This window comes from Bacillus luti (assembly GCF_009739945.1).
Classification (GTDB): domain Bacteria; phylum Bacillota; class Bacilli; order Bacillales; family Bacillaceae_G; genus Bacillus_A; species Bacillus_A luti.
Genome location: NZ_CP040336.1, coordinates 3,917,739 through 3,943,411 on the forward strand (window position 1 = coordinate 3,917,739; position 25,673 = coordinate 3,943,411).

Below are 25,673 nucleotides of genomic sequence, written 5' to 3' on the forward strand. Positions count from 1 at the left end.
CAAATTTCGGACATCTCTTTCTATAACAACGGTGATAATAACCGGTACGTCGATTCCACAATCCTTCTATGGAGACGTCTTTTATGAAAACGATCGACATGAATTTCACTTGATTCTTCTATATCTTCTTTAAAGTCTTGAACGAGTTTTCGAATGCTATCTGTATCATATAAAAAGGCATTCACCTCAAAATTCAAATGAAAACTTCTCATATCCATATTTGCTGTTCCAATCGAAGCTAAATCAGAATCGACGATGACCACTTTACTATGAAGAAAACCTTTTTCATATTCATATATCTTTACTCCTGCATCTAAAAGCTCTGGGAAATATGATCTTGATGCATAAAAGACAGTGCGCTTATCAGGTTTACTCGGCATGAGTAAACGAACATCAATACCAGCAAGTGCCGCTACCTTTAGTGCTGATAAAATGTCATCATCCGGAATGAAATACGGCGTTGCAATCCAAATGGATTTCCGAGCAGAAGCAATCATTGCAAAATACAAATGTTTAATCGTTTCCCATTTATTATCTGGTCCACCTGCAACGAGTTGCACTCCTCCCCAATTTTCCCCTTCTACTGCTGTCGCTTGTAAATATTCAGGGGCTAACACAGCCTCACCAGTCATATAAAACCAATCTTGAAGGAAAATAAGTTGCAAGCTTTGAACAGCTTCACCACGTAAATATAAATGTGTATCTCGCCAAAAACCGAAATATTTATCCTTCCCTAAATATTCATCACCAATATTTAGTCCACCTACAAACCCTTCATTCCCATCAATAATAACGATTTTCCGGTGGTTTCGATAATTAATTTTATCGTTTAAAATCGGAAAGCGCACAGGGAAGAACGGAATCATTTCTACACCTGCATCGTTTAATTCTTCAATATACGATTTCGATAACTTAAAACTGCCAACCGCATCATATAAAAAACGCACGACAACGCCTTCTTTTGATTTCTGTATTAAAATATCTTTAATTTCTGTTCCTAGCTTATCATCACGTACAATGTAATATTCCATATGAATATGATGTTTCGCTCGTTTCAATCCGTCTAAAATAGCCTGAAACGTTTCATCTCCATTTGTTAATGTTCTCGTTTCAGTTTGGAATGAAATATTTAAAGCACCTAATCGATCCGCTAAACGAAATAACAACTCCTGATGCTTATGATCACGCAAAATTCGCTCTTCATAATCTTCATGTCCCTTATATTGTAAAAACGCCTGTTCATCGAGTAAGGCCTTCTTCTGGAACATTCTTTTTCTCCGAAAGTTCTGTCCAAATAATAAATAAGCGAAGAATCCAAATACCGGAAAAATACCTAACACAATGAGCCATGTAAGTGTTTTAGATGGGTGACGGTTCTCTAAGAAAATAACGCAGCCAATTAAAAATGCAGATACCGTAAATAAAATACTAATAATACCTAAAATCGAAACATCTTTTATCCCAATTACATCCGAATAAAATGCTACATCAATAAACATACGCAACGAAACAAATAACGCGAACAATAGTAGAACAAAGAAAATCAACTTTAACGTATTTTTCATCTCTTACCTCCTTACGAAGAAAGCTTTCCTATTCTTCATATAAAAAGCCGATTTCATACTACAGAAATCGGCCTACGTTTTAGCAGGAAAATTATTGCGAATTGTTTCAAGCGCATGCTCTTTCACAATTTGTTTCCCATACTCACCTACACGATGAATTGTTAAAGTAGATTCTTCTCCATATTCTAAAATAATACTTAGAATACGATCAATTTCCTCTTCATCATGTAGCACTTCATCGAATTCCACATATACATAATAGCGGTCCTCAAACGAATACAGCTCATCTTTTATATCCTCAAAGATAAGACGGTGGCTTAATGAAATAACATCTTCAAAATCATTAAACTTAATTAAAAAGCCAAACGTACCATCTTCATTAAAGTTTGTTCCTGTTTGTTCCTCTACCTCTTCCACTAATTCTTGCTGGAATAATGATTCGATCCCTTCATCTAGAGGAATGTCTATAATTTTATCTACCCCTATTGGCAGCTCCAGCTTTTGTCCATCCTTTGACAGCTCTGCTTTCGTTACAAGTACTTCAATCCCTTTATCGACTGCTTGCACTTGAATCCATAGCGGTCCATCAATAAAGAAATCGTCATGATCACGAGCTTCGTCCATCATCTCCCAAAAGAGCTCTTCACTTCGTTCGCGGTCGTACCAAATTTCTTCACGATTAAACCCTCTGTCCTCTATATCAACGTACGTAATAAAAAATTTCATCGTATGGTCATTAATTCTTTCAATTTCCAAAATACAACTCTCCCTTCCTGCTTAGAATTGTTATGAAGGGATTCCCCACTCATATGACAAATCAATAGATTCTTGTACTCTCATTTTATGATAAGATTCTCCAGAATGGAAATAAAATCGATTTATTTTACAAAAATAGTTATATGCCTATCTTCATTCGATCATCTACACGAATATATCATTATAGCGATTTCTTACTCACAAAAAATTTGGACATACATTTCCACATTCCCCCGTACACTGTAATAAAGTGAAACTTCCTTTACAGAAGATTTTTTAGTCCCCAAGATACAGGGAAACCTTCTTCATCACATACATATAGTTCGCTTATTAAAACATCATAAATGGAGGCAGACGAATGGACTTAGAGTTTTTAACATCTGTACTAATGATTGTCGGTATCGATGTTGTATTAGGTGGCGATAACGCAATTGTCATCGCATTAGCTAGCCGAAATTTACCTGAACCTAAACGAAATAAAGCCATTTTGATCGGTACTATTTTAGCAATTGTACTACGAATTCTCCTTACCATACTAGCTGTCTACTTACTTGACATTCCATTTCTACAGCTTACTGGCGGGATTTTACTTACATTAATTGCAGTCAATTTATTAACTGATAATAGCAACGACCTTTCTTCTATTCAAGGAAAAACAACTTTATTCCAAGCTGTGCGTACAATTGTATTCGCAGATCTCGTTATGGGGTTTGATAATGTTATCGCCATTGCAGGTGCAGCTCACGGGAGGTTTTTACTCGTCATAATCGGCTTGTTCATTTCTATACCGATTATCATTTGGGGCAGCAAACTTATTTTAATACTTATGGAACGCTTTCCATTCCTCATTTATTGCGGCGCAGCAATTCTTTCCTATACAGCAGGAAAAATGGTTACACACGAAGATAGACTTGCAACTTTCTTTCATAACAATCCAGATTTCACCACGAGCATTCCTTACCTATTCATTTTCACTGTTCTATGCATCGGTATTATCGTTCAACAAGTTCGATTACGGAATGTGAAACATTAAAAAAAACCTTCTACTATATAATAGGTAGAAGGTTTTCATATTATTATAATTAATTTACAAGACGCTGTGCTTCACGTAATTGGAACGTTCTTACTGTACGTGGTAAGAAACGGCGGATTTCGTCTTCATTGTAACCTACTTGAAGGCGTTTTTCGTCGATCATAATTGGACGACGTAAAATCCCTGGATAGTCACGAATCATCTTATATAAATCTTGAAGTGGTAAAGACTCTAAGTTTACATTTAATTCTTGGAAAACTTTCGAACGAGTAGAAATAATCTCATCCGTTCCGCTTTCTGTCATACGTAAAATCTCTTTAATTTCCTCAATCGTTAATGGATCTGAGAAAATATTACGTTCTGTATAAGGAATATGATTTTCCTCTAGCCATAATTTCGCCTTTCTACAAGACGTACAGCTTGGAGAACTATATAATGTTACCATACAAAGCTCACTCTCCTTAAAGAGTACAAATTCTGTACTAATTACAGTTTAAATTTCTAATTTCAGCAATTTTTCGCGATAACTTGTCTTATTGAAAAGTGCAAAAATCGCATTTCATGTAAGCAACAACTTTTAATAAACAACAATTACTTTTAATAAGTAACTTCTATAATCATTATACAATAGATTTTACAAGAAATATACAGTAAATTTCCTGTTAGTTGAGAAAACTCTTCCGTGTATTTCACTGCTATGTAACATGATTACACTCACTTAAACTGTCCTTTAACAAGGACATTCAACCCTTTTTAACACTCGCTTTCCATAGATTGTTCATATGATATATAGTTATATTCCCATACTCTTTCCTATGAAAAAGAGAACGTTTTCTTACTTTTCCCTGATAATTCAATTAAAAAATGTAAGACATACAGGTAAAAACAAAAGGAACATTTGTTCTTATTTTAACAAATATTTTTCCCCCTGTCTAGATGATTTCTAAAGCAATTTAAATATTTTTCTGACATTTCTTTCTTTTTTTCCCCTTATCTCATACAATAAAAATACAGACAGGCAAAGGGGGAATTTGAAAATGATTGCTTTTTTTATTGATTTTGCCACCGTCGCTGCCCTCATCATCGGAATAACAGCATTGATTGGAGTCATTACAAATAGCATCGGAGAAAAACTCTTTGGCGGAAAAGAAAAAATGAAGTTTGTTAACAAAAGTTTGGATGTACAATCTGGTTGGAACCAAGTTGGTGGAAAAGGTATCTATAAAAAACGCACGTATTAAAAAAAAGCAGGTAATCACCTGCTTTTTTGTTATTTCCCTACTGATGCCCATTTGAAACTTACATCGCCACCATATTTATGGTTGTACATATCTTTAATTGTTTCTCTTTGTAAATACGCTCTACCACGTTGATATACTGGAACAATTGCAGCGTCATCAAGTAACATTTTCTCTGCTTCAAGTAGGTTTTTCCAACGAGCATTTACATCGCTACCATCTTTTTTCGCTTTCATGATAATTTCATCATATTTCGGATTAGAGTACTTCATTTTATTTTGTGATCCATCAGTTACAAACATATCAAGATATGTAATTGGATCTGGGAAGTCTGCACTCCATCCAGAGAATGACATTACATAATCGCCCGCATCTTCTAATTTTAGTTTTTGTGCGAATGGTTGTTGTTTAATTTTCACTGTTAAACCTGGTAAATTCTTTTCTAGCTCACCTTTTAAATATTCACCAGTTTTCTTCGATAATTCAACATCTTCATTTAATAACTCTAATTCAATTTCATTTTTGCCAAGCTCTTTTAAACCAGCTTCCCAATATTTCTTCGCTTCTTTCACATTTGGTTTTACAATATCCCCATTTTCAGCACGGAAATCTTTTTTATCTGGTCCTTTAATGAAGTTATCAGGAATTAATCCCGTTGCTGGCTTAGAACCGTTATTTAATAGTGTATCAACGAATGGTTTACGGTCAAAAGCAAGTGAAATCGCTTTACGAATATTTTTATTTGCTAAAGCTGGATCTTTCTGATTTAAACGAAGGAAGAATACAGATGTATCTTCTACTGTTTTGAAATCAGGTTTGCCTTTATATTTATCGATGAATTCCGCTAATAACGTCGCTCGGTCGATTGCATTTGTTTCATATAAGTTAATTGGCGTAGCTGTATCTTTTACAATATTAAAGTTTACTTCTTCAAGTTTCACTTCTTTATTGTCCCAATAGGATGAACTCTTTGTCATTTTAAAGCTACGTTCATGTTGCCACTCACTTAATGTAAATGGTCCATTATAAAGCGTTGTATTTGCTTCTAAAGCAAACTTCGTACCTTGCTCTTTCACAAACTTTTCATTCACAGGATAGAAGATTGGATAGACCATTAAATCTACAAAATACGGAATCGAGTTGTCTAATTCCACTTCTAATGTATGATCATCAATTGCTTTTACGCCTAATTGATCTGGACTCATCTCTTTTTTGTTAATTTTCTCTGCATTTTTTATGTCATACATAATGTATGCTGATTTCGCTGCTGTATCTGGATTAATTGCTCTTTGCCATGCATATACGAAATCTTTCGCAGTTACAGGTTCACCATTTGACCATTTTGCATCTTCACGTAATTTAAATGTATATTTTTTACCATCTTCGGATTTTTGGAATTCTTTCGCTACACCTGGAACTAACTTATCATCTTTTCCAAGACGATATAAACCTTCCATTGTATTGTTCATTACTTTCGAAGAAACCGCATCAGCTGATAAAGCTGGATCCATCGTTGGAATTTCTTGTGTCTCAATTAAGTTTATAACTTGCTTTGTACCGCTCTTCCCGCTATCCCCTTTTGCGTTCGCTTGCGGCTCTTCCTTGTCATAACTACATGCCCCTAAAATCATGCTCATTGCTACCGTTGATAATACAAAAACCGGCATCTTTTTTTTCATATTTCCACCCTCCACAAAAATGTTAGCCCTTTCATTTTCAAACAAAAAGAAATATATATATGTTCTAACAATTCATATTATACACACAAATATATTTTTTGTATATTTATATTTCTATTTTATTAAAATTTTCTGTTAAAAAATAACTCTTTGTAAACGTTTCATACTGCCGTTTATCCATACTAAAGTGCAAAAAATAATTATTTTTATATTTTTCTAAATTATCAGAGAAAAACGAATTTTATATCCTATTATATTTTCTGTATAATTATCCTTCACTTTTTAACATAAAATAGCGCTCCCTTCATATTAAAAATATGTAGGTTAAAATGAGTGCAAAGGATAAGAAAGTATGTTACGATACACTTTGCTAAAAATAGATATCGGTAAAGAGGGGACGGACATGACAGCAACTCACTCCAAAAACAGGCCGGCAGAGAAATTAAGTTTATTCTTATTAACATGGCCTATTTTTCTAGAAGTTTTTCTTTTTATGTTGATGGGGATCGCTGATACTTTCATGTTAAGTGCATTATCAGACGATGCTGTATCTGGGGTTGGTGCAGCAAATCAATATCTCCATATCGCTATTTTGGTACTAGAAGTCATAGGGAACGGCGCAGCTATCGTTGTATCTCAATACCTCGGTTCCAAACGCTTTATGGAAGCATCTAAAATATCAGCATTAGCCGTTACATTAAATTTAGTAGTCGGGCTCGTTATAAGCGCTGGTTTTCTTTTATTTTCGAAACATATGATGATGGCAATGAACTTACAAGGCGACGTATTAACGTATGCACAAAACTATTTATCTATCGTCGGGGGAGCTATCTTCCTTCAAGCTATTATTAACTCATTAGCTGCAATTATCCGCGTACACGGTTTCACAAAGCAAGCAATGTTTATTTCACTTGGGATGAATATTATTCATATTGCCGGAAACTACGTACTCATTTTCGGGAAATTCGGTTTCCCAGAGCTCGGTGTGCAAGGGGCAGCCATTTCTTCTGCTGTCAGCCGACTTATCGCACTTATTGTTTTCTTCTGGTTACTGTACCGCGTTATGGGATACCGTGTGAAATTACAATATTACTTCACCTTATCAAAAGAATACGTCGGGAAAATTTTAAAAATCGGCATTCCATCGGCATTCGAACAAGTTATGTATCAAGCTTGCCAAATTGTCTTCCTATATTATGCAACATATTTAGGAACAGAATCATTAGCAGCTAGACAATATGCTACTAACATCTCGATGTTCACTTATTTATTCGCAATTGCGATCGGTATGGGAACTGCAATTATTATCGGCCGCCTTGTTGGTGGCGGCGAAAAAGATGAAGCATATGAACGCGTATGGAAAAGCGTAAGATGGGCAATTGGCGTAACTTTATGTATGGTCATCCTCGTGATTACATTCCGCACACAATTAATGGGACTGTTTACAGATAACCCGCACATTATTTCATTAGGTGCGTCAGTTCTTTTACTAAGTGTACTACTGGAAACAGGACGTACGATGAACATCGTCATCATTAACTCACTTCGTGCAGCTGGTGATGCAAAATATCCTGTTTTAATCGGTGCATTCTCTATGGTATTAATGAGTTTACCGCTCGGATATTTCTTCGTCTTCTATTTAGACATGGGGCTAGTTGGTATTTGGCTAGCGATTGCTATCGATGAATGGACCCGCGCCATTATTATGTTCTTCCGCTGGAGAAGTAGAGCATGGGAAAGTTATGCGCTTGTGAAACCAGAAGAGCAAGATGAGAGTGTTTCTGTTCATGCGCAGTAGTACTCCTTTGATCGAGATGCATTCATTTGTAAATGAAATTTATATTGTAGATTCTTTAAATAATAGAAAAAGCTGTTCCAACAAATTGTTGGAACAGCTTTTATTTAATTATACTTTTCAATTTCTATCTTCAATTCGTCAATGTTCTTATTAGAAATCGTATCCGATATTTTATGATCCACTTGATTTTTTAAAATATATGTTTGGTTATCTTGTTTCTTTTTAACACTTACTCTCTTCATCTCTTTCTAACAAAAAAAGAGCCATCCTTCCATAACAGAAGAATGACTCTCTTTCTTATTGATAAATCTCTTTATATTTCTTGTACTCCGCTTCAGAACATAATACGAAATGTCCTGGGCGAATTTCGCGCATTGTTGGTGCTTCACTACCATAATCATGTTGAGATGGATCATATACGATACGTTTACGATTGCGCTCATAATCTGGATCTGGAAGCGGAATTGCTGATAGTAGTGATTTTGTATATGGGTGAATTGGATTCGCATATAACTCATCACTTGTTGTTAACTCAACGATTTGACCACGGTACATTACACCGATGCGGTCACTAATGTATTTTACCATCGATAAATCATGGGCAATGAATAAGTATGTTAAACCTTTTTCTTTTTGTAACTGTTTCAGTAAGTTTACAACTTGCGCCTGAATCGATACGTCAAGTGCTGAGATTGGCTCATCGGCAATGATAAACTCAGGTTCTACAGCAAGTGCTCGAGCAATACCGATACGTTGACGTTGTCCACCCGAGAACTCATGCGGGAAACGGTTTGCGTGTTCTTTATTTAAACCAACTGTGTTTAACAGTTCATGAACACGATCCATACGCTCTTTTTTGCTTTTTGCTAGTCCATGAATATCAATACCTTCTGCAATAATGTCCCCTACTGTCATACGAGGGTTTAATGATGCATATGGATCTTGGAAAATCATTTGCATTTTACGGTTGAATTTCTTCAGTTCTGCACGTGATTTTTTACCATGTACATTTTCACCATCGAACAACACTTCACCAGCAGTTGCATCATATAAACGAATGATCGTTCTTCCAGTTGTTGATTTACCACAACCAGATTCTCCTACAAGTCCAAATGTTTCACCGCGATAAATGTCAAATGAAATATCATTAACCGCTTTGACAACACCACCACTCACGTCAAAGTGTTGTTGTACATTTTTCACTTCAATTAATTTCTCACGTTGTTTAGTCATGTTGTTCACCTGCTTTCATTTGAAGAATGCGTTTTTCAACGACTGCCGGCGGTTTTACTTCTGGAGCTTGCTCATGAAGTAACCAAGTTGCCGCATAATGTGTATCACTTACTTTAAATAAAGGTGGCTCCATTTCAAAATCAATTTTCAGCGCCTGTGGGTTACGTGGTGCAAAAGCATCACCCTTCGGCGGTTTTAATAAGTCTGGAGGCGTTCCAGGGATTGCGTATAATTCTTCCTCTGATCCATCTAAGCTTGGCATAGATGCAATTAAGCCCCAAGTGTATGGATGTTTCGGATTATAGAAAATTTCATCTACAGTTCCAATTTCAACAACTTTACCAGCGTACATAACTGCAACTCGGTCAGCAACGTTTGCTACTACACCTAAGTCATGCGTAATGAAAATGATTGCTGCTTCTGTCTTTTGCTGAATGTCTTTCATAAGCTCTAAAATTTGCGCCTGAATCGTAACGTCTAGCGCCGTTGTCGGCTCATCGGCAATTAATAATTTCGGGTTACAAGCTAACGCCATCGCAATAACTACACGCTGTCTCATACCACCTGAGAATTGGTGAGGATATTGTTTTAAACGTGCTTCTGGATTTGGAATACCTACAAGGTCGATTAATTCTAACGCAACTTTACGTGCGTCTGCTCTACTCATCCCTTGGTGTTTAATAAGACCTTCCATAATTTGATTCCCAATTGTCATCGTTGGATTTAATGATGTCATAGGATCTTGGAAAATCATTGCGATATCTTTACCGCGTACTTGCTGCATTTCTTTTTCCGTTAATTTCGTTAAATCACGACCATCAAATACAATCTCTCCATTTTTAATACGTCCTGGAGGATTTGGGATTAATCCCATTAGCGCTTTAGAAGTAACTGATTTCCCAGAACCAGACTCTCCTACAATCGCTAATGTTTCCCCTTTTTTCAAATCAAAAGTAACTCCGCGCACTGCTTGTACTTCACCTGCATGTGTATCAAAGGAGACTTGTAAATCTTTTACCTCTAACAATGTTTTCATTTTTACTTCTCCCTCCTTGTTTACTTACGCATTTTTGGATCTAACGCATCGCGTAATCCATCTGCCATTAAGTTAAATGCTAGAATTAACATACTGATGACAACCGCAGGGATGAACATCATGTGTGGATACGTTTGAATTGACTTATATCCATCGTTTACAAGAGAACCAAGTGATGCGAATGGTGGCTGAATTCCTAAACCGATGAAGCTTAAGAATGCCTCACCAAACACCGCTGATGGAATTGTAAACATTGTCATTACGATAATTGGTCCCATAACGTTTGGAATTAAGTGTTTCACAATTAATTGTGTATTTGTTGCACCTAATGTACGAGACGCTAATACATACTCTTGGTTTTTTAACTTTAAGATTTGTCCACGAACAATCCGCGACATCCCTATCCAACCTGTAATCGCCATTGCGAGTGTAATCGACCAAATACCAGATCCCATAATGATTACCATTAAAATTACGATGATTAAGTATGGAATACCGTTAATAATCTCCATAATACGTTGCATAATATTATCTACTCTACCGCCATAGAATGCTGAAACTCCTCCGTATGCAACCCCAATTACTAAGTCAATTGCTGCTGCTAAAAGAGCGATATATAATGATACGCGTGTACCTTCCCATGTTCTTGTCCATAAGTCACGGCCAAGGTCATCTGTACCAAACCAGAAGTACTCTTTAATATCACGTTTTGCATATTGGTCAACACCATATTGATCTGTACCGTCAAATGGTAACCAATGAACATTTTCAATAACTGGAATTTTCGGTGGTAATTTCGCACGACCTAAATCTTGCTCTTTATACGAGTGTTTACTTACCACAGGTCCGAAAATCGCTAATAGTGTGATGATAACTAGTAATACAAGACCAAGCATCGCACCTTTATGTTGGAACAAACGTCTTCTTACATCTTGCCAAAACGTTAAGCTTGGACGGGCAATGACTTCATTATCAACATTATTTTGATTTGCTTGTTGAAATAGATCTGGAGATAATTTTTGTACATCTTTCATCATTTTTTCCCTCCCGCTAAACGAATACGAGGATCAATAATTCCGTATAAAATATCGACAATGAAAATAACTAAAATGAAGATTGCACTATAGAAAATCGTAGTTCCCATAATAACTGTATAGTCATTTAAAGTAATCGATTTAACGAATTGTTCCCCAAGTCCAGGTACAGCGTAAATTTGCTCGATAACAAGTGTCCCTGTAATTAACGCAGCAACCATCGGTCCTAAAATTGTTACAACTGGAATTAACGCGTTACGAAGTGCGTGTTTTACAATGATAACACCTTGGCTAATCCCTTTTGCTTTCGCTGTTAAAATATAGTCAGACTGCATAACTTCAATTAATTCTGCACGAGAGAAACGTGCGATTGTTGCGATAACTCCCATTGATAATGCAATTGTAGGCATTACAGTAAACTCTGGTCCTTTCCAGAAGGCTACTGGGAACCAACCAAGTTTTACCCCTACGAAATACTGCAGTAATGCGGCGAATACGAATGATGGTACTGACATTCCGAGTACCGAAATAACTGTGGCACTATAATCCACCCACGTATTATTACGAAGTGCAGCAACAATACCTAAAATTAATCCGATAAATGTTCCTAATATAATCGCTTGTAAACCAAGTTGTGCGGATGGTCCAATACGATCCACAATCATGTCTGTTACTGGACGGTTATCATATTGGAATGATACCCCTAAATCACCTTGTGCTAAGTTACCTAAGTAACGTGCATATTGAACTGGTACTGGATCATTCAATCCGTATTTTTCAAGAATGATTTCTTTTTGTGCCGGTGATAGCTTCTCCTGGTTTTTAAGCGGAGAACCCGGAAGTAATTTCATCAAAAAGAAAGTCAGTGTAGTAATTAAAAATAATGTCAAAGCCATGTACACGAAACGTTTTAATACATAACGTCCCATAGTCAAGCACCTCCCCGTTTTTCTCAAAAGCAATAAGATAGTTTAAAATATTCTTACTTTTATTTTTTTAAAATAAGAGCATATGCCCATCATAGGCATATACCCCTGTAAACGATGGAAAAAAAGATTATTTTTGTTCAACAGATGCCCATTTGTAAGTTAATTTACCACCATAGTTGATTGGGATAATATCTTTTACAGCACCTTTTACTACATACGCTGAACCTTTTTGGAAGATCGGAGCGATAACCGCATCCTCTTTAATTAGCATTTTCTCTACTTCTAAAAGGTTGTTCCAGCGAGCTTGTAAATCTTTTGTATCTGTTTTAGCTTTCAGAATTAACTCATCATATTTCGGATTAGCATATCCTGTTTTATTTTGAGAACCATTCGTAACAAACATATCTAAATATGAGATTGGATCTGGGAAATCTGGTCCCCAAATACCAAACGCAATATCATATTGCTGAGAATCTTCTAATTTATTTTTTTGTGCGAATGGCTGCTGTTTCATTTTAATCGTTAAACCAGGTAAGTTCTTTTCCATCTCACCTTTTAAGAATTCACCAACTTTTTTAGCATCTTCATTATCAAAGTTTAAGAATTCTAGTTCAATTTTATCAGTGCCAAGCTCTTTCTTCGCTGTTTCCCAAAGCTTCTTCGCTTCTTTTGGATTTGTTTCAACTAACTTTCCATTTTCAGCTCGGAAATCTTTTTTATTCGGGCCTTCAGCGAAATCTTTTCCAACAAATCCGTAAGCTCCAATTGCACCGTTATTTAAAATAACTTTTGCAATGTTATCACGGTCAAATGACATTGAAATTGCTTTTCTTAAGTTTTTATTACTTAAGTACTGATTACTTTGATTAAATCTTAAGTAAGCAACCCCTGCTTCTTTTCTTGTTTGGAACTCTGGACTCTGTCTAAATTTATCAACAAATTCCGACGTTAAAGCCGCACGATCAATCGCGTTTGTCTCATATAAATTTACATCAGTTGCTGTATTTTTTACAATATTAAAATTGATCTCTTCGATTTTAACCGTTTTATTATCCCAATACGAAGGGTTCTTCTTGAATTGGAAACTTTGTTCATGTTTCCAATCACTCATTACGAATGGCCCGTTATATAGTGTTGTATTTGCCTCTAAACCGAACTTATCACCTTGTGCTTTTACAAAGTTTTCATTTAGTGGGTAAAACACTGGATAAACTGTTAAATCAATAAAGTAAGGAACAGGGTTGTCTAATTCCACTTCTAATGTATAATCATCAATCGCTTTTACACCTAATTGGTCAGCAGGTAATTCTTTTTTATGAATCTTCTCTGCATTTTTAATATCAAACATAATGTACGAATACGTCGCTTTTGTCTCTGGATTTACTGCTCTTTTCCATGAATACACAAAGTCTTTAGCTGTTACAGGTTCCCCATTCGACCATTTCGCATCTTTTCTTAACTTAAATATGTATTTCTTCCCATCATCTAGCTTTTCAACATCTTCAGCAACTCCAGGCATTCTCTTTTGATCTTTGCCCGTACGATACAAACCTTCCATCGTATTATTTAAAGCTGTAGAAGATGAAGAATCAGATGCTAATGATGCATCCATTGACGGAATTTCAGATAACTCTGTTAAATTAAGAATCTGTTTTCCGTTACTACTACTAGTAGCGTTCTCTTTCCCTTTTGCTTTTGCGTCATCTTTTTGGTAGCTACACGCGCCAAGCAACATACTTGCAGTTAAAGTTGATGCAAGTAATAACGGTATCTTTTTCTTCATGTTGTGTTGCCTCCCCTAATTGCACTTCCTGTACCCTCACTTGTTAAAAAGTAGAATTGAAAGAATAATCTCCAAGTTTCTACAATTTTCATTATACATATAATACGACGATTGTGAATATAGTTTTTTGTTTTTTTGTTAAAATTTTTAATAAAATGTTTATATTTTTATTTTTCTGTAAAGGTATACGTTAACATTGCTACCATCATCTTGAAATCAGACCTTTAATTGCGTATAATTTTCAAAAAATTAATTCTAGTACTTATTATAGCTTTTATAGTATAATAATTCTAGTAATATTTTGACGGAGGGGAATATTTTGAATAAAGTTTTTTTTCATACTTGTATACTAATTTTTATAGCGATAATTGCTTCTAGTATTGGCGCATTCCTCATTTCATCTCAATTTTTGTTGAACTTTGTCAATATCTCGTTTTATATCGCACTATTTTTTATTCTGGTTGGTGGTTTTTTATACATATTTCAAAATGGATTTTTTAATGTAACTCTTTACGCCTTCCAAAAAGTATTTGGTACGAACAAAAAAATAGACTCTTTAATTGAGGAAGCAGAGGAACCTGTTAATAAGAAAGAACGTATTTATAAAACATATTCATTCAAATGGACGTATCCTATATGTATTACAGGTATCGTACTTGGGGTGTTCTCGACTCTCATTAGCTTTACTATTTTGATGTAGTTTGCAAACACTATCCCATATGATATAATTATCAGCAAAACATTTTGTTATAAAACTTTAGTTCTTTCATATTAAAAGAGCTCAAGTAACAATAAATAAATTTATATGTATGCGATGATAAAGAAGAGTACATATTGAGGCAATTTCAGAGAGCTTGTGGTTGGTGTGAACAAGTAATTGTACAATGTGGAATGGGCTTTTGAGCACCAAACCGAACCGAAAGTAGTAGGCTTTGGCGTTATATCCAAACGTTATTATGGATTAAAGAGATTTCACAGTAGTGAAATAATTAGGGTGGTACCGCGGTCCATTCGTCCCTATCATTTTTGGGATGAATGGGCTTTTTTGTTTGCCTTCTCTTCCCCATCACGCATTCAATTTTAGGAGGAATTACTTATGTCAGTTATCTTTTCTGGTATTCAGCCGAGTGGAACGATTACACTTGGAAACTATTTAGGAGCAATGAAGCAATTTACAGAGCTTCAAAACGAACACGACTGTTATTTCTGTATTGTAAACCAACATGCTATTACAGTACCTCAAGATCCCGTACAACTTCGTAAAAACATCCGCAGTCTTGCTGCACTTTATGTAGCATGCGGCATCGATCCTGAAAAAGCTACTTTATTTGTACAGTCAGAAGTACCAGCACACGCTCAGCTAGGCTGGATCATGCAATCTGTTGCTTACGTTGGAGAATTAGAGCGTATGACGCAATATAAAGATAAAGCATCAGGTAGAGATTCAGTTCCAGCTGGATTACTTACGTATCCACCATTAATGGCTGCTGATATTTTACTTTATAACACAGAAATCGTACCAGTTGGTGACGACCAAAAGCAACATATTGAATTAACACGCGACTTAGCAGAGCGTTTCAACAAACGTTACCGTGAAATCTTCACAATGCCTGAAATTCGCATTCCAAAAGTAGGAGCTCGCGTTATGTCATTAACAGAGCCAACGAAAAAAATGAGTAAATCTGATCCAAATCCAAAATCAATGATCAGCATGCTTGATGAGCCAAAAACAATCGAAAAGAAAATTAAAAGTGCTGTAACTGATTCTGAAGGTATCGTGAAATTTGATAAAGAAAACAAACCTGGTATCTCTAACTTATTAACAATTTACTCTTCATTCTCTGGAAAAACAGTTGAAGAAATTGAAACAATGTATGAAGGAAAAGGATACGGTGATTTCAAAGGCGACTTAGCTCAAGTAGTCGTAGAAGCAATTCGCCCAATCCAAGACAAATATAACGAACTAATCAACTCACCAGAACTAGACGAAATTCTAGACAAAGGTGCCGAAAAAGCAAACCGCGTCGCATTCAAACAACTACGCAAAGTAGAAAACGCAATGGGATTAAGTAGAAAACGTAGGTAACATATAAAGCGGAAGCGGCTCGTTCAGAATGTGAGGGGGATGGAGCTCCTGACGTAGAGGCGCTTTTTGCCTCGCAGGAAGGCGCGAAGCCACCGAACATTCTTGCCGCTGGAGCTGGATTTTATATAAAGCGGAGGCAGCTCGTTCAGCTCTGACTGGCTAAGGTTCTTTCGCATAGAAGACGCTTTTTGTCTTCTTATGCGGAAGGTTCTTAGACACGAAGAGCTTGCTGCCGGAGCTAGATTTCTACAAATTAAAAAAAACCGCCAATTGGCGGTTTTTTTTAATTTACCTTCTGCTCATTTTCCATTTCCCATAACTTTTCAAAAAATGGCTGTCCTTTTACAAGGCGCTCGCATAATTGTTCATGCTTCTCAGACCAGCCTGATTTCGCTTCATCATATAATCTAGCCCAAATATCTTCAAATTCCATATGTTGAACTGTTCCATATTCTGATGGATCCCACTCTGTGTACCAATAGCGAATCTCAGCTGTATTTTTCGTTGTATGTAATTGATCTAACGCCATAAATAATAATTGTTTTAACTGTCTTTCTTTACGAGTCAAACCATTCATAATGAAAGGAGATGGTGATAAAATATGATGCTCTTTTTCTGTTTCTTCTACTTGGAACTCATACTTTTCCGCTTGTACGTTTTCTACCATCTCATATACCATCTGCTCTTGGCGAGGTATAAGTCTGCTTTTTCGAATTGGCACATTGTAGCCAATTGAATCAATCGCAATAATTCCTTTTCCATCTGTAACTACAAAACAATATTCCTGTTGCAAACGTTCGTGATTTTTACGAATATAAGCCTTATGATGTACGTCTTCCAATAACTTTTGTGGAAGCTCTAACAATTCGTTCTCGATGTAATGATATAATGTGGAATCTACTTTTAATAATGGCACTTGATCTAATAGTTCAATCGTATCATCTTTCCGCCATTCGTAAAAATGACAAACGTTATACCCATTTTCTTCACCTTCAAACCAATTTACCCATACATCATGTAGATATAACATTCTCTACCCCTCACTTCACTACTGTTTGTACCAATCATTATGTTCATTTTTGCTTAACTTTATTCCACTTAAGGAAATATATTCTAATTATTATTTTTTCTTCTATAATATTAAAAAAAACAGGAGATATAGCCCCTGTTTTTTATGGAACATGAAACGTATTTGCTTTATCCAATATTTCTTTCGCATCTATAGATAATAAAGATAGTGTATCTTCTTCCAATGCTACACAATCTTTTACAATATGAAAGCCAAGCGCATAACCAAGCATTTTCGGATAAGAATGAAGACCATTTAATAAGATATCATGCTCCCTTGTTCCTCGTTTTATCGTTATTCTTTCGTGTACAACGTTCCTCCAATAATAAAGTGCTTCTTCTTTTGAAAGGTACGTCGTCCACGGCGCATTATTTTTTTCTGTATACCTTTCCGTTACTGCCTGCTCAGCTAACCCTTCCATAATCATCGTATCAAGTAATGTATACTCTGTTTCTTTCTTTTCAATTTGATGTAACCTGCATATATGGTGATATTCATGTGCCAATAACGCTTTTAACTCTTCTAAAGAATTCCGCCCACATACGAACAAGAAAATAACGTGGCGCATAGAAAGCCCCGCTTTCCCGTTATATTCTTCTTGTACAGTTCGGTTATAGGAATCTGATAATAAAATAAAGATAGGGATATCTGGACCGTTTAACCATTTTTTTAATTTATCATACTCCATACTTAACTCTTTCCAGATTTCCTTTTTCTCTAACTCTTTAATTTCTTGTTCTCCTCGCATGACCGGGCGATACATACCTTTGGAAATTAAAAAGCGATACAATCTTTCTTTCGGTAACGGGATATACTTCGTAAATTTTTCACATAGTTTTTCTGGTCGTCCGTAATATAGATGTAGCCACTCAGCTGTTTCAACAACCCCCATCTTTATCCCTCCTTTTTCTTATGTATATGCAAAAAGGGAAAAAGACGTAAAAATAAATAAGGTGTTTTTTCGTAGTTTGTTACGAAAAAACACCTTATTTCATCTATTATTTATACGATTTAAATACTAATACTGCATTATGACCGCCGAATCCTAATGAGTTACTTAATACTGCGTTTACTTCTTGATGTCTCGCATTATTCGGTACGTAATCTAAGTCACATTCTGGATCTGGTGTTTCATAGTTAATCGTTGGAGGAATTACTCCGTCTGTAATTGATTTAATAGAGAAGATCGCTTCAACAGCACCAGCTGCTCCTAATAAGTGACCTGTCATTGATTTCGTTGAGCTGATTGCTACTTTATACGCGTGCTCACCGAACGTTTCTTTAATTGCCATCGTTTCATACTTTTCATTCGCATCTGTACTTGTACCGTGCGCATTAATGTAATCAATATCTTCTGGCTGTAGACCTGCATCTGCTAAAGCTTGACGCATTGCACGCACGCCGCCTTCACCACCAGGAGCCGGCATTGTAATATGGAATGCATCACCAGTTGCACCGTAACCAGCGATTTCCGCATAAATGCGAGCGCCACGAGCTAATGCGTGCTCTAATTCTTCAAGAATTAAAATACCTGAACCTTCACCCATTACGAAACCGCTACGATTTTTATCGAATGGACGGCAAGCTCTTGCTGGATCTTCATTAAATGTTAATGCTTTCGCTGAACTGAATCCTGCGAATGCCATACTTGTTAACGGCGCCTCTGCTCCGCCTGTAATCATTGCGTCAGCATCACCGCGCTGAATCGCTTTAAATGCGTCACCAATTGAGTTTGCACCAGATGCACAAGCTGTTACAGAACAAGTATTGATTCCCTTCGCCCCTGTTGCGATCGATACTTGACCTGCTGCCATATCTGGAATCATCATCGGTACGAAGAATGGGCTCACGCGGCGCGGGCCTTTCTCAGTAAAAATCTTAAATTGTTCTTCGTATGTTTCCATACCGCCAATACCAGAACCAATCCATACACCAATTCGAGGTCCGTTTTCTTCTGTAATCTCAAGCTTTGCATCTGCAACTGCCATTTTCGCTGCTGCTACTGCATATTGTGTAAAGCGATCCATACGGCGCGCTTCTTTTTTATCAATATATTTCTCGACTTCAAAGTCGTTAATTTCTGCTGCTACTTTTGCTGGAAATAGTTCCGGATCAATTCTTGTAAGTCGTCCGATTCCAGATACACCCTTTTTAATGTTTTCCCATGCTGTTTCAACATCTGTACCGACCGGTGTAACAGCTCCTAGTCCTGTAATTACGACCCTCTTTTTTTCCATACAAAATACACTCCTTTTTTTCTCTCAGTCCTTATTTACCCCAACGAAGAGCGACTGCTCCCCATGTTAATCCGCCGCCAAAACCAACAAGTATAATTAAATCACCGTCTTGAATACGTCCGTTTTGCAATTCCTCTACCATTGCAATCGGAATTGAAGAAGCTGATGTATTACCGAACTTCTCAATTGTCATACTCATTTTTTCTTGTGGTAAATTTAATCTCTCTCTTGCAGATTCCATAATACGAATGTTCGCTTGATGCGGTACTAAGAAATCCACATCTTCTTTCGTAAGACCAGCTTTATCTAAAACGCGAAGACAAGAATCACCAAGTTGACGAACGGCAAATTTAAAGACTTCTCTGCCATTCATCATAACATACTCATCTTGATAAAGATGCTTACCGCCACTTCCGTCTGCTCCTAATTCGAAAGATAGAACGCCTCTTCCTTCTGAAACAGCTCCCATTACGATAGCACCGGCTCCATCTCCAAATAGTACTGCTGTATTTCGATCATTCCAGTCTACAATTTTAGATAGCTTATCACTACCAACTACTAATACATTTTTATAAGTTCCCGTTTGAATAAATTGCTGCGCTGTAATCATTCCGTACATAAAACCAGCACATGCTGCACTTAAATCCATTGCAGCTGCATGTTTTGCTCCAATTGCTTCTTGAATCACACAAGCCACTGCTGGAAAAGCACGATCTGGCGTTACTGTCGCTACTAAAATAAGATCGATATCCTCTCCACTAATCCCAGCGTCTTCAAGTGCTTTCTTAGAAGCCTCTACCGCCATATATGAAGTATCTATTGTATCATCGGCAATGCGTCTTTCTGCAATTCCCGTTCTCGTACGAATCCATTCATCGGATGTTTCCATTATTTTCTCTAAATCGTGATTTGTGACTACTTTTTCTGGCACATATCTTCCGATCCCTAAAATGCCCACGTTCACATCGCAGCCCTCCGTTTTATATCAATTATTATGACTTGGTACTAATTTTAAAACATAAATGTATTTTTGTCTAGAATATATTTCAACCAAAACATAAAGGTAGCGTATTATTCTCTTTATTCTTCAGTAAAAGAAACAGAAACATACCTCTCCCTATTTCGCTTAAAATATAAAAAAACCCGAACCGCTTCTACTCACGGTCCGAGCCTCTCTCCCATCCAAAAGAAGGATTTTATTCTTTATTCTTTATCCGCTTTCCCAAGCTCATATGCTTCGTTCATTACTTTCATCAATAACTCTAACACTGGTTGTGCTTTCTCCATATCAAGCGCAATTCCATTAGAATCTAAAATTGCCTTTGCTTCTGGTAAATGCTTCATTGCGATTTGTAAAAATTGCATGCTTTTTTCGTTCATATTCTATTCTTCCTCTCCAATAAAACTTTCACATATAATAGTGTAACATGCGCGCTACCCTTCGTATAACTCTTTATATTTTTTCATATGGGCCAATTGCTTATTTAAACCGTATTCTAACGGGGTATTTCTTTTAATTGAAATATCCTCGGCCGCTTCATCTCTTTCTTCCTTACTATTTTTATTCACTTTATCATCTGCACGTAAAAGGCTCATACCTTTTTCCCATAACGACTGTTTTCCACTAAGTAAATTGTATATACCAACATGCTCCCCGTTTGCTCCATTTTCCCATAAGTATTCACATACATCTTCAACGTAAAGTAGATCGCTCCCTTTTTCCTCACTCGTACAATGGCACTCTTTCTCATCCAGCTCCGATAAAATGAGCTGATGATACATCATAAAAGATGGTTGCCACGGTCCATATAATGTAGGAACTCGAAATACACTATATTGTAAATTTCCTTTTTTCAATCCTTCTTCCACTTTCGAAAATAGACGTTTATTTTCGGATTCCTCTTGGCTTCCTACTTCAATAGAAGAAATTAAATTTAACTTTACTTTCTGCTCATCACACATTTTTATAATCCGCTTTAAATATTGTAATATGACCCTTTCATTCCGAAATCCGCTTTGCTGATTCGGTTCGTACAAGCAAAAGTAAACGGTGTCGAAATTCTCTCCCTCTACTGATCTCCATCCATCCTCATCTCTTATGGAATAGTACGTCAATAACGCATTTCGCCCAATTAACAATAACTTCTCTTCATTAATTTTTGTCATACTATCGAATTCATCAAAATCAAGGCCATACACTTCTACTTCTTCTGCGATCATTTTATTCACAAGGTGATAACCTACAAACGTAAGTGCACCTACAATAAGCACGCGTTCCATACCACCAACCCTTTCCCCTTGAAACAAATAGCTCCTCATTTATGTATATGGGAGCTTCACAGTTCTTCTTCATATTTTTTAAAGAAATCAGTTGTTTGCCTAACCATTTTATATTTCACATCTTGCAGATGGAATAAGACAGAAGTATCGCATTGATTAAATTGTCTCATTTTCTCATATTTACGTAACAATTGTTTTCTTCCTCTCTTCTCTTGTGTTGATACGAAAATTTTAACAGGTACACAAGACGGAAGAAGCGTAAATGATTTCTTATTTATTTTTGATTCTAATTCTTCTTCTTTGGAATCATACGCCAAACTTAATTCTTTCACTAATCTTTTGTAAAAAAACTTATGCTCTTTCTCAAACCCCACATATTCTGGTAAATCTAGACACGGATTTAACATAACGACAGAGCGTATACACTCAGGATATTTATTCATCATCTCAAGGGCTACAAGCGCACCCATCCCATCGGCCATAATATGCATTTTCGCATTCAATGTCTCTTTTCTCAACACAACATCATACAAGCGTTTTGCGAGACGAACAGATTGATCGTTTCCCCAATGCCTTCCATATAAATTAGAGGAAAATACCGTGTAGCCTTCTTCAATAAGACCATGTAAAAAGTAAGATCTTCCCGCATGCTGTGTCCATAAACTTGTACCATTCTCAATAAAGTAGTTGTAATCACCAAGAAGCATAACAGAAAATCCATTTGGCTTCTCCGGCAAATAAATGACACATGGTTCTTTTTCTAAGTAAAAAAAACGTTCCGTAATACTCATTTTTCCCCCGCCTTATTTTCTAAACGTATAAAACCACTCTTTTATACTGTATGAACAGAATGCAAATTTGCGTTGAAAAATCTACAAATATTTTTCTATATTCTTTTTTCAATTGTGTTACAATAAGGACAGATTGAACGAATAGAGGTGTAAAATATGCGTTTCATTTGGGCATTAATTTGGTCGTTCTTGCTTGTACATATGATGAGCTATGTAATCGGCTCTATGACTGGCGGTACATACGATTTTAACCAAGCGTCTATTTTCTCAGTTGTTCTTGCGGTATTAGTACTAGCGATTTCAGCTGCAATTCCAAACGAGCCAGTAGAACAACACTAAAAAAGAGTCCGGATTTTATCCGAACTCTTTTTTATTTTTATTTCACATGAACGACTAACTCGTTATTTTCAACATCAACAACTACGTGACTATTGTCAGTAATCGTTCCTGCAATTAATTCTCGTGCTAGTTTCGTTTCCACTTGACGTTGTACATATCGTTTTAATGGACGAGCTCCGTACATCGGATCAAATCCAGCTTCTACAACGAATCCTTTCGCGGAATCTGTTAATTCTACTGTAATGTGACGGTCAGCTAAACGACCTTGTAATTCTTTTACAATTTTATCAACAATACCTTTAATTTCATTCGCTGTAAGAGGTTTGAATAAAATAATTTCATCGACACGGTTTAAAAATTCTGGTCGGAAATGTCCTCTTAATTGTCCCATTACAAGCTCTCTTGATTCTTCTTTAATCGAACCATCTTCTTCTAAACCTTCTAATAAGTGAGCAGATCCAATATTTGAAGTCATAATAATAACTGTGTTTTTAAAGTCTACTGTACGGCCCTGTGAATCTGTAATGCGGCCATCGTCTAACATTTGTAATAAAATGTTAAATACTTCTGGATGTGCTTTTTCAATTTCATCTAACAAAATAACGGAATATGGTTTACGTCTTACTGCTTCTGTTAATTGACCACCTTCTTCATATCCTACATATCCAGGAGGTGCACCAATTAAGCGGGACACGGCATGTTTCTCCATGTACTCGGACATATCGATACGAATCATTTGCTCTTCACTATCAAATAAAGACTGTGCTAACGTTTTCGCAAGTTCTGTTTTACCAACACCTGTTGGTCCTAAGAAGATGAAAGAACCAATCGGACGGTTCGGATCTTTAATACCAGCGCGAGCACGAAGAACTGCGTCTGATACTAGGCTTACCGCTTCTTCTTGTCCGATGACACGCTCTGATAAAATTTGCTCTAGGCGTAATAATTTCTCACGTTCACCTTCAACAAGTTTTGCGACAGGAATACCCGTCCAGCGTGAAACAATATCTGCAATCTCTTCTTCACTTACTTCCTCACGTAATAAACGATTTTCTTGTTTATTATGTGCGCCCATTTCTTCTGCTTCTTTCAACTCTTTTTCAATCGCAGGAATTTTCCCGTGACGAAGTTCAGCTGCTTTATTTAAATCGTAATTCCCTTCTGCTTCTTCTAACTCTCGGCGCAGGCGCTCTAAATGTTCGCGTAAGTCACGAACTTTGTGAATATCTTCTTTTTCCTTCTCCCATTTCGCTCTCATGCCACTTGCAACTTCTTTTAAATCCGATAATTCACGTTGCAACGTTTTTAGACGTTCTTGGCTACCACGGTCTGTTTCTTTTCCAAGAGCTGCTTCCTCAATTTCTAACTGCATAATGCGGCGCGTTACTTCATCTAATTCTGTTGGCATAGAATCAATTTCCGTACGAATTGTTGCGCACGCTTCATCAACAAGGTCAATCGCTTTATCTGGTAAGAATCGATCTGAAATATATCGATCTGATAAAACGGATGCTGCTACAATCGCGCGGTCATGAATATTTACACCGTGATAAATTTCAAAACGCTCTTTTAATCCACGTAAAATTGAAATGGTATCTTCAACAGTTGGTTCTTCTGCTAATACTTGTTGGAAACGTCTTTCTAGAGCTGGATCTTTCTCAATATATTTACGATATTCATCGAGCGTCGTTGCCCCGATACAATGCAGTTCACCACGCGCAAGCATCGGTTTTAACATATTCCCTGCATCCATCGCTCCTTCTGTTTTACCAGCGCCAACGATTGTATGAAGTTCATCGATGAATAGTAAAATGCGCCCTTCACTCTTTTTAATTTCATTCAATACAGCTTGCAGACGCTCTTCAAACTCACCACGGAATTTCGCACCAGCTACGAGCGCGCTCATATCTAATGCAAAAATCGTTCTATCTTTTAATCCTTCTGGTACATCCTTTTTCACAATACGCTGCGCTAACCCTTCAACGATTGCTGTTTTACCAACACCTGGTTCACCAATTAAAACAGGATTGTTTTTCGTTTTACGTGAAAGAATGCGGATAACACGGCGAATTTCACTATCCCGGCCGATTACAGGATCAATTTTCCCCGCTCTTACTTCTGCCACTAAATCACGGCCATATTTTTCTAACGCTTCATAAGTTGCCTCTGGATTTTGACTAGTCACTCTTTGATTCCCCCGAACTGTCATTAAAGACTGTAATAAATTATCTTTCGTAATATGAAATCTTGTAAATAATTGATTGATATCGCCTTTTTCTTCAGCAAAAGCAAGCAATACATGTTCGACTGAAATGTAATCATCTTGCAGTTTTTCTGCTTCCTTCTCCGCTCTTACAAGCAGTTGTTGCAGAGTGCTTGTTATATACAATTTCCCAGCTTCTGCTCCGCTTCCCGTTACAGAAGGTTTCTTTTTAATTAAGCTTTCTATTCCTTGCTTTAATGCTTCTATATCAACATTCATTTTTTGAAATATACGTACTGCTAATCCATCTTGCTCCTCTAATAATGCAAGTAATAGATGAACAGTATCCACCTCTTGGTGATGATGAGATACCGCTAAAGATTGGGCACTCATAATCGCCTCTTGTGTTTTTGTTGTCATTTGATTTAAGTCCATCTTTACAGCCCTCCAAAAGTTTGACTTTCTTTGACCTTTGATTTGATTATACGCCAACTGACTTTTTTATACAATAAATTTGCTTATGTATTTTCAAACTTATTATCTGAAAAAGAAAACAGGAACATTCATTATATTGTTCAAAATGG

Annotated in this window: 23 protein-coding genes and 1 other annotated feature; of the genes, 6 read left to right on the top strand and 17 right to left on the bottom strand. The window is 36.5% G+C overall.

The features are described 5' to 3' along the window. Positions 1-20: 20 nt before the first annotated feature. Entirely contained in the window at positions 21-1,565 is a 1,545-nt protein-coding gene (locus EUC40_RS19890; RefSeq protein WP_071711071.1) for a cardiolipin synthase, read from the bottom strand. Positions 1,566-1,637: 72 nt separating this feature from the next. Continuing rightward, positions 1,638-2,321 carry an adaptor protein MecA gene (gene mecA / locus EUC40_RS19895; RefSeq protein WP_000402129.1) on the bottom strand — a complete coding sequence of 228 codons (684 nt, stop codon included), beginning with the start codon at positions 2,319-2,321 and terminating at the stop codon, positions 1,638-1,640. A 358-nt stretch (positions 2,322-2,679) separates the two neighbouring features. On the opposite strand from mecA, the gene EUC40_RS19900 reads away from it, so the two are divergent. After that, complete coding sequence (locus tag EUC40_RS19900) at positions 2,680-3,354, top strand: TerC family protein (protein ID WP_156576361.1); 675 nt, start codon at positions 2,680-2,682, stop codon at positions 3,352-3,354. 49 nt (positions 3,355-3,403) lie between these two features. Here the strand turns inward: EUC40_RS19900 and spx are convergent, their stop codons facing one another. After that, the gene (gene spx / locus EUC40_RS19905; protein WP_000258267.1) at positions 3,404-3,799 is read right to left on the bottom strand and encodes a transcriptional regulator Spx; all 396 of its coding nucleotides are present in this window, start codon (positions 3,797-3,799) and stop codon (positions 3,404-3,406) included. A 592-nt stretch (positions 3,800-4,391) separates the two neighbouring features. On the opposite strand from spx, the gene EUC40_RS19910 reads away from it, so the two are divergent. After that, positions 4,392-4,595, top strand: a complete 204-nt coding sequence (locus EUC40_RS19910; RefSeq protein WP_071711073.1) for a hypothetical protein — start codon at positions 4,392-4,394, stop codon at positions 4,593-4,595. 29 nt (positions 4,596-4,624) lie between these two features. On the opposite strand, the gene EUC40_RS19915 is transcribed toward EUC40_RS19910, so the two are convergent. After that, positions 4,625-6,271: a peptide ABC transporter substrate-binding protein gene (locus tag EUC40_RS19915; RefSeq protein ID WP_071711074.1), complete on the bottom strand. Its 1,647-nt coding sequence runs from the start codon at positions 6,269-6,271 to the stop codon at positions 4,625-4,627. Positions 6,272-6,623: 352 nt separating this feature from the next. Here EUC40_RS19915 and EUC40_RS19920 point away from each other — a divergent pair, with 352 nt between their 5' ends. Beyond that, positions 6,624-8,069 carry an MATE family efflux transporter gene (locus tag EUC40_RS19920; RefSeq protein ID WP_156576362.1) on the top strand — a complete coding sequence of 482 codons (1,446 nt, stop codon included), beginning with the start codon at positions 6,624-6,626 and terminating at the stop codon, positions 8,067-8,069. Between the two features lie 297 nt (positions 8,070-8,366). On the opposite strand, the gene EUC40_RS19925 is transcribed toward EUC40_RS19920, so the two are convergent. The 5 genes from EUC40_RS19925 to EUC40_RS19945 all read right to left on the bottom strand — a co-directional run bounded on the left by EUC40_RS19925 (position 8,367) and on the right by EUC40_RS19945 (position 14,084). Further along, positions 8,367-9,302, bottom strand: a complete 936-nt coding sequence (locus EUC40_RS19925; RefSeq protein WP_000166356.1) for an ABC transporter ATP-binding protein — start codon at positions 9,300-9,302, stop codon at positions 8,367-8,369. After that, positions 9,295-10,338, bottom strand: coding sequence for an ABC transporter ATP-binding protein (locus tag EUC40_RS19930; protein ID WP_000854340.1), 1,044 nt, complete (start codon positions 10,336-10,338; stop codon positions 9,295-9,297). The genes EUC40_RS19925 and EUC40_RS19930 overlap by 8 nt, the downstream gene beginning before the upstream one ends. Before the next feature lie 20 nt (positions 10,339-10,358). After that, on the bottom strand, positions 10,359-11,375 hold the full coding sequence (opp3C, locus tag EUC40_RS19935; protein ID WP_000974108.1) for an oligopeptide ABC transporter permease: 1,017 nt from the start codon (positions 11,373-11,375) through the stop codon (positions 10,359-10,361). Then, the gene (opp3b, locus tag EUC40_RS19940; protein WP_000534169.1) at positions 11,372-12,301 is read right to left on the bottom strand and encodes an oligopeptide ABC transporter permease; all 930 of its coding nucleotides are present in this window, start codon (positions 12,299-12,301) and stop codon (positions 11,372-11,374) included. The genes opp3C and opp3b overlap by 4 nt, the downstream gene beginning before the upstream one ends. Positions 12,302-12,428: 127 nt before the next feature. Beyond that, positions 12,429-14,084 (bottom strand): peptide ABC transporter substrate-binding protein, encoded by a 1,656-nt coding sequence (locus tag EUC40_RS19945; RefSeq protein ID WP_071711076.1) that lies wholly within the window; start codon positions 14,082-14,084, stop codon positions 12,429-12,431. 319 nt (positions 14,085-14,403) lie between these two features. On the opposite strand from EUC40_RS19945, the gene EUC40_RS19950 reads away from it, so the two are divergent. Continuing rightward, entirely contained in the window at positions 14,404-14,784 is a 381-nt protein-coding gene (locus EUC40_RS19950) for a DUF3899 domain-containing protein (protein ID WP_001044986.1), read from the top strand. 105 nt (positions 14,785-14,889) lie between these two features. Next, positions 14,890-15,106, top strand: a binding site (T-box leader). Between the two features lie 74 nt (positions 15,107-15,180). Next, positions 15,181-16,170, top strand: coding sequence for a tryptophan--tRNA ligase (trpS, locus tag EUC40_RS19955; protein WP_029442135.1), 990 nt, complete (start codon positions 15,181-15,183; stop codon positions 16,168-16,170). 283 nt (positions 16,171-16,453) lie between these two features. Here trpS and EUC40_RS19960 read toward each other — a convergent pair whose 3' ends face one another. The 7 genes from EUC40_RS19960 to EUC40_RS19990 all read right to left on the bottom strand — a co-directional run bounded on the left by EUC40_RS19960 (position 16,454) and on the right by EUC40_RS19990 (position 22,547). Continuing rightward, the gene (locus tag EUC40_RS19960) at positions 16,454-17,200 is read right to left on the bottom strand and encodes a YjbA family protein (protein ID WP_000966131.1); all 747 of its coding nucleotides are present in this window, start codon (positions 17,198-17,200) and stop codon (positions 16,454-16,456) included. Between the two features lie 142 nt (positions 17,201-17,342). Further along, complete coding sequence (locus EUC40_RS19965; protein ID WP_156576363.1) at positions 17,343-18,131, bottom strand: DUF2268 domain-containing putative Zn-dependent protease; 789 nt, start codon at positions 18,129-18,131, stop codon at positions 17,343-17,345. A 106-nt stretch (positions 18,132-18,237) separates the two neighbouring features. After that, on the bottom strand, positions 18,238-19,476 hold the full coding sequence (gene fabF / locus EUC40_RS19970; RefSeq protein ID WP_156576364.1) for a beta-ketoacyl-ACP synthase II: 1,239 nt from the start codon (positions 19,474-19,476) through the stop codon (positions 18,238-18,240). 31 nt (positions 19,477-19,507) lie between these two features. Further along, a complete protein-coding gene (gene fabH / locus EUC40_RS19975) occupies positions 19,508-20,440 on the bottom strand; it encodes a beta-ketoacyl-ACP synthase III (protein WP_001100546.1) in 933 nt (310 codons plus the stop codon). 239 nt (positions 20,441-20,679) lie between these two features. Then, entirely contained in the window at positions 20,680-20,856 is a 177-nt protein-coding gene (locus tag EUC40_RS19980) for a ComZ family protein (RefSeq protein WP_001003337.1), read from the bottom strand. A gap of 54 nt (positions 20,857-20,910) precedes the next feature. Beyond that, on the bottom strand, positions 20,911-21,783 hold the full coding sequence (locus EUC40_RS19985; protein WP_156576365.1) for an NAD-dependent epimerase/dehydratase family protein: 873 nt from the start codon (positions 21,781-21,783) through the stop codon (positions 20,911-20,913). A gap of 29 nt (positions 21,784-21,812) precedes the next feature. After that, positions 21,813-22,547 carry a lipase family protein gene (locus EUC40_RS19990; RefSeq protein WP_071711080.1) on the bottom strand — a complete coding sequence of 245 codons (735 nt, stop codon included), beginning with the start codon at positions 22,545-22,547 and terminating at the stop codon, positions 21,813-21,815. A gap of 156 nt (positions 22,548-22,703) precedes the next feature. Here EUC40_RS19990 and EUC40_RS19995 point away from each other — a divergent pair, with 156 nt between their 5' ends. Next, positions 22,704-22,886, top strand: coding sequence for a YjzD family protein (locus EUC40_RS19995; RefSeq protein ID WP_001211116.1), 183 nt, complete (start codon positions 22,704-22,706; stop codon positions 22,884-22,886). Positions 22,887-22,923: 37 nt separating this feature from the next. On the opposite strand, the gene clpB is transcribed toward EUC40_RS19995, so the two are convergent. Beyond that, positions 22,924-25,524: an ATP-dependent chaperone ClpB gene (gene clpB, locus EUC40_RS20000; protein WP_156576366.1), complete on the bottom strand. Its 2,601-nt coding sequence runs from the start codon at positions 25,522-25,524 to the stop codon at positions 22,924-22,926. Between the last annotated feature and the right edge of the window lie 149 nt (positions 25,525-25,673).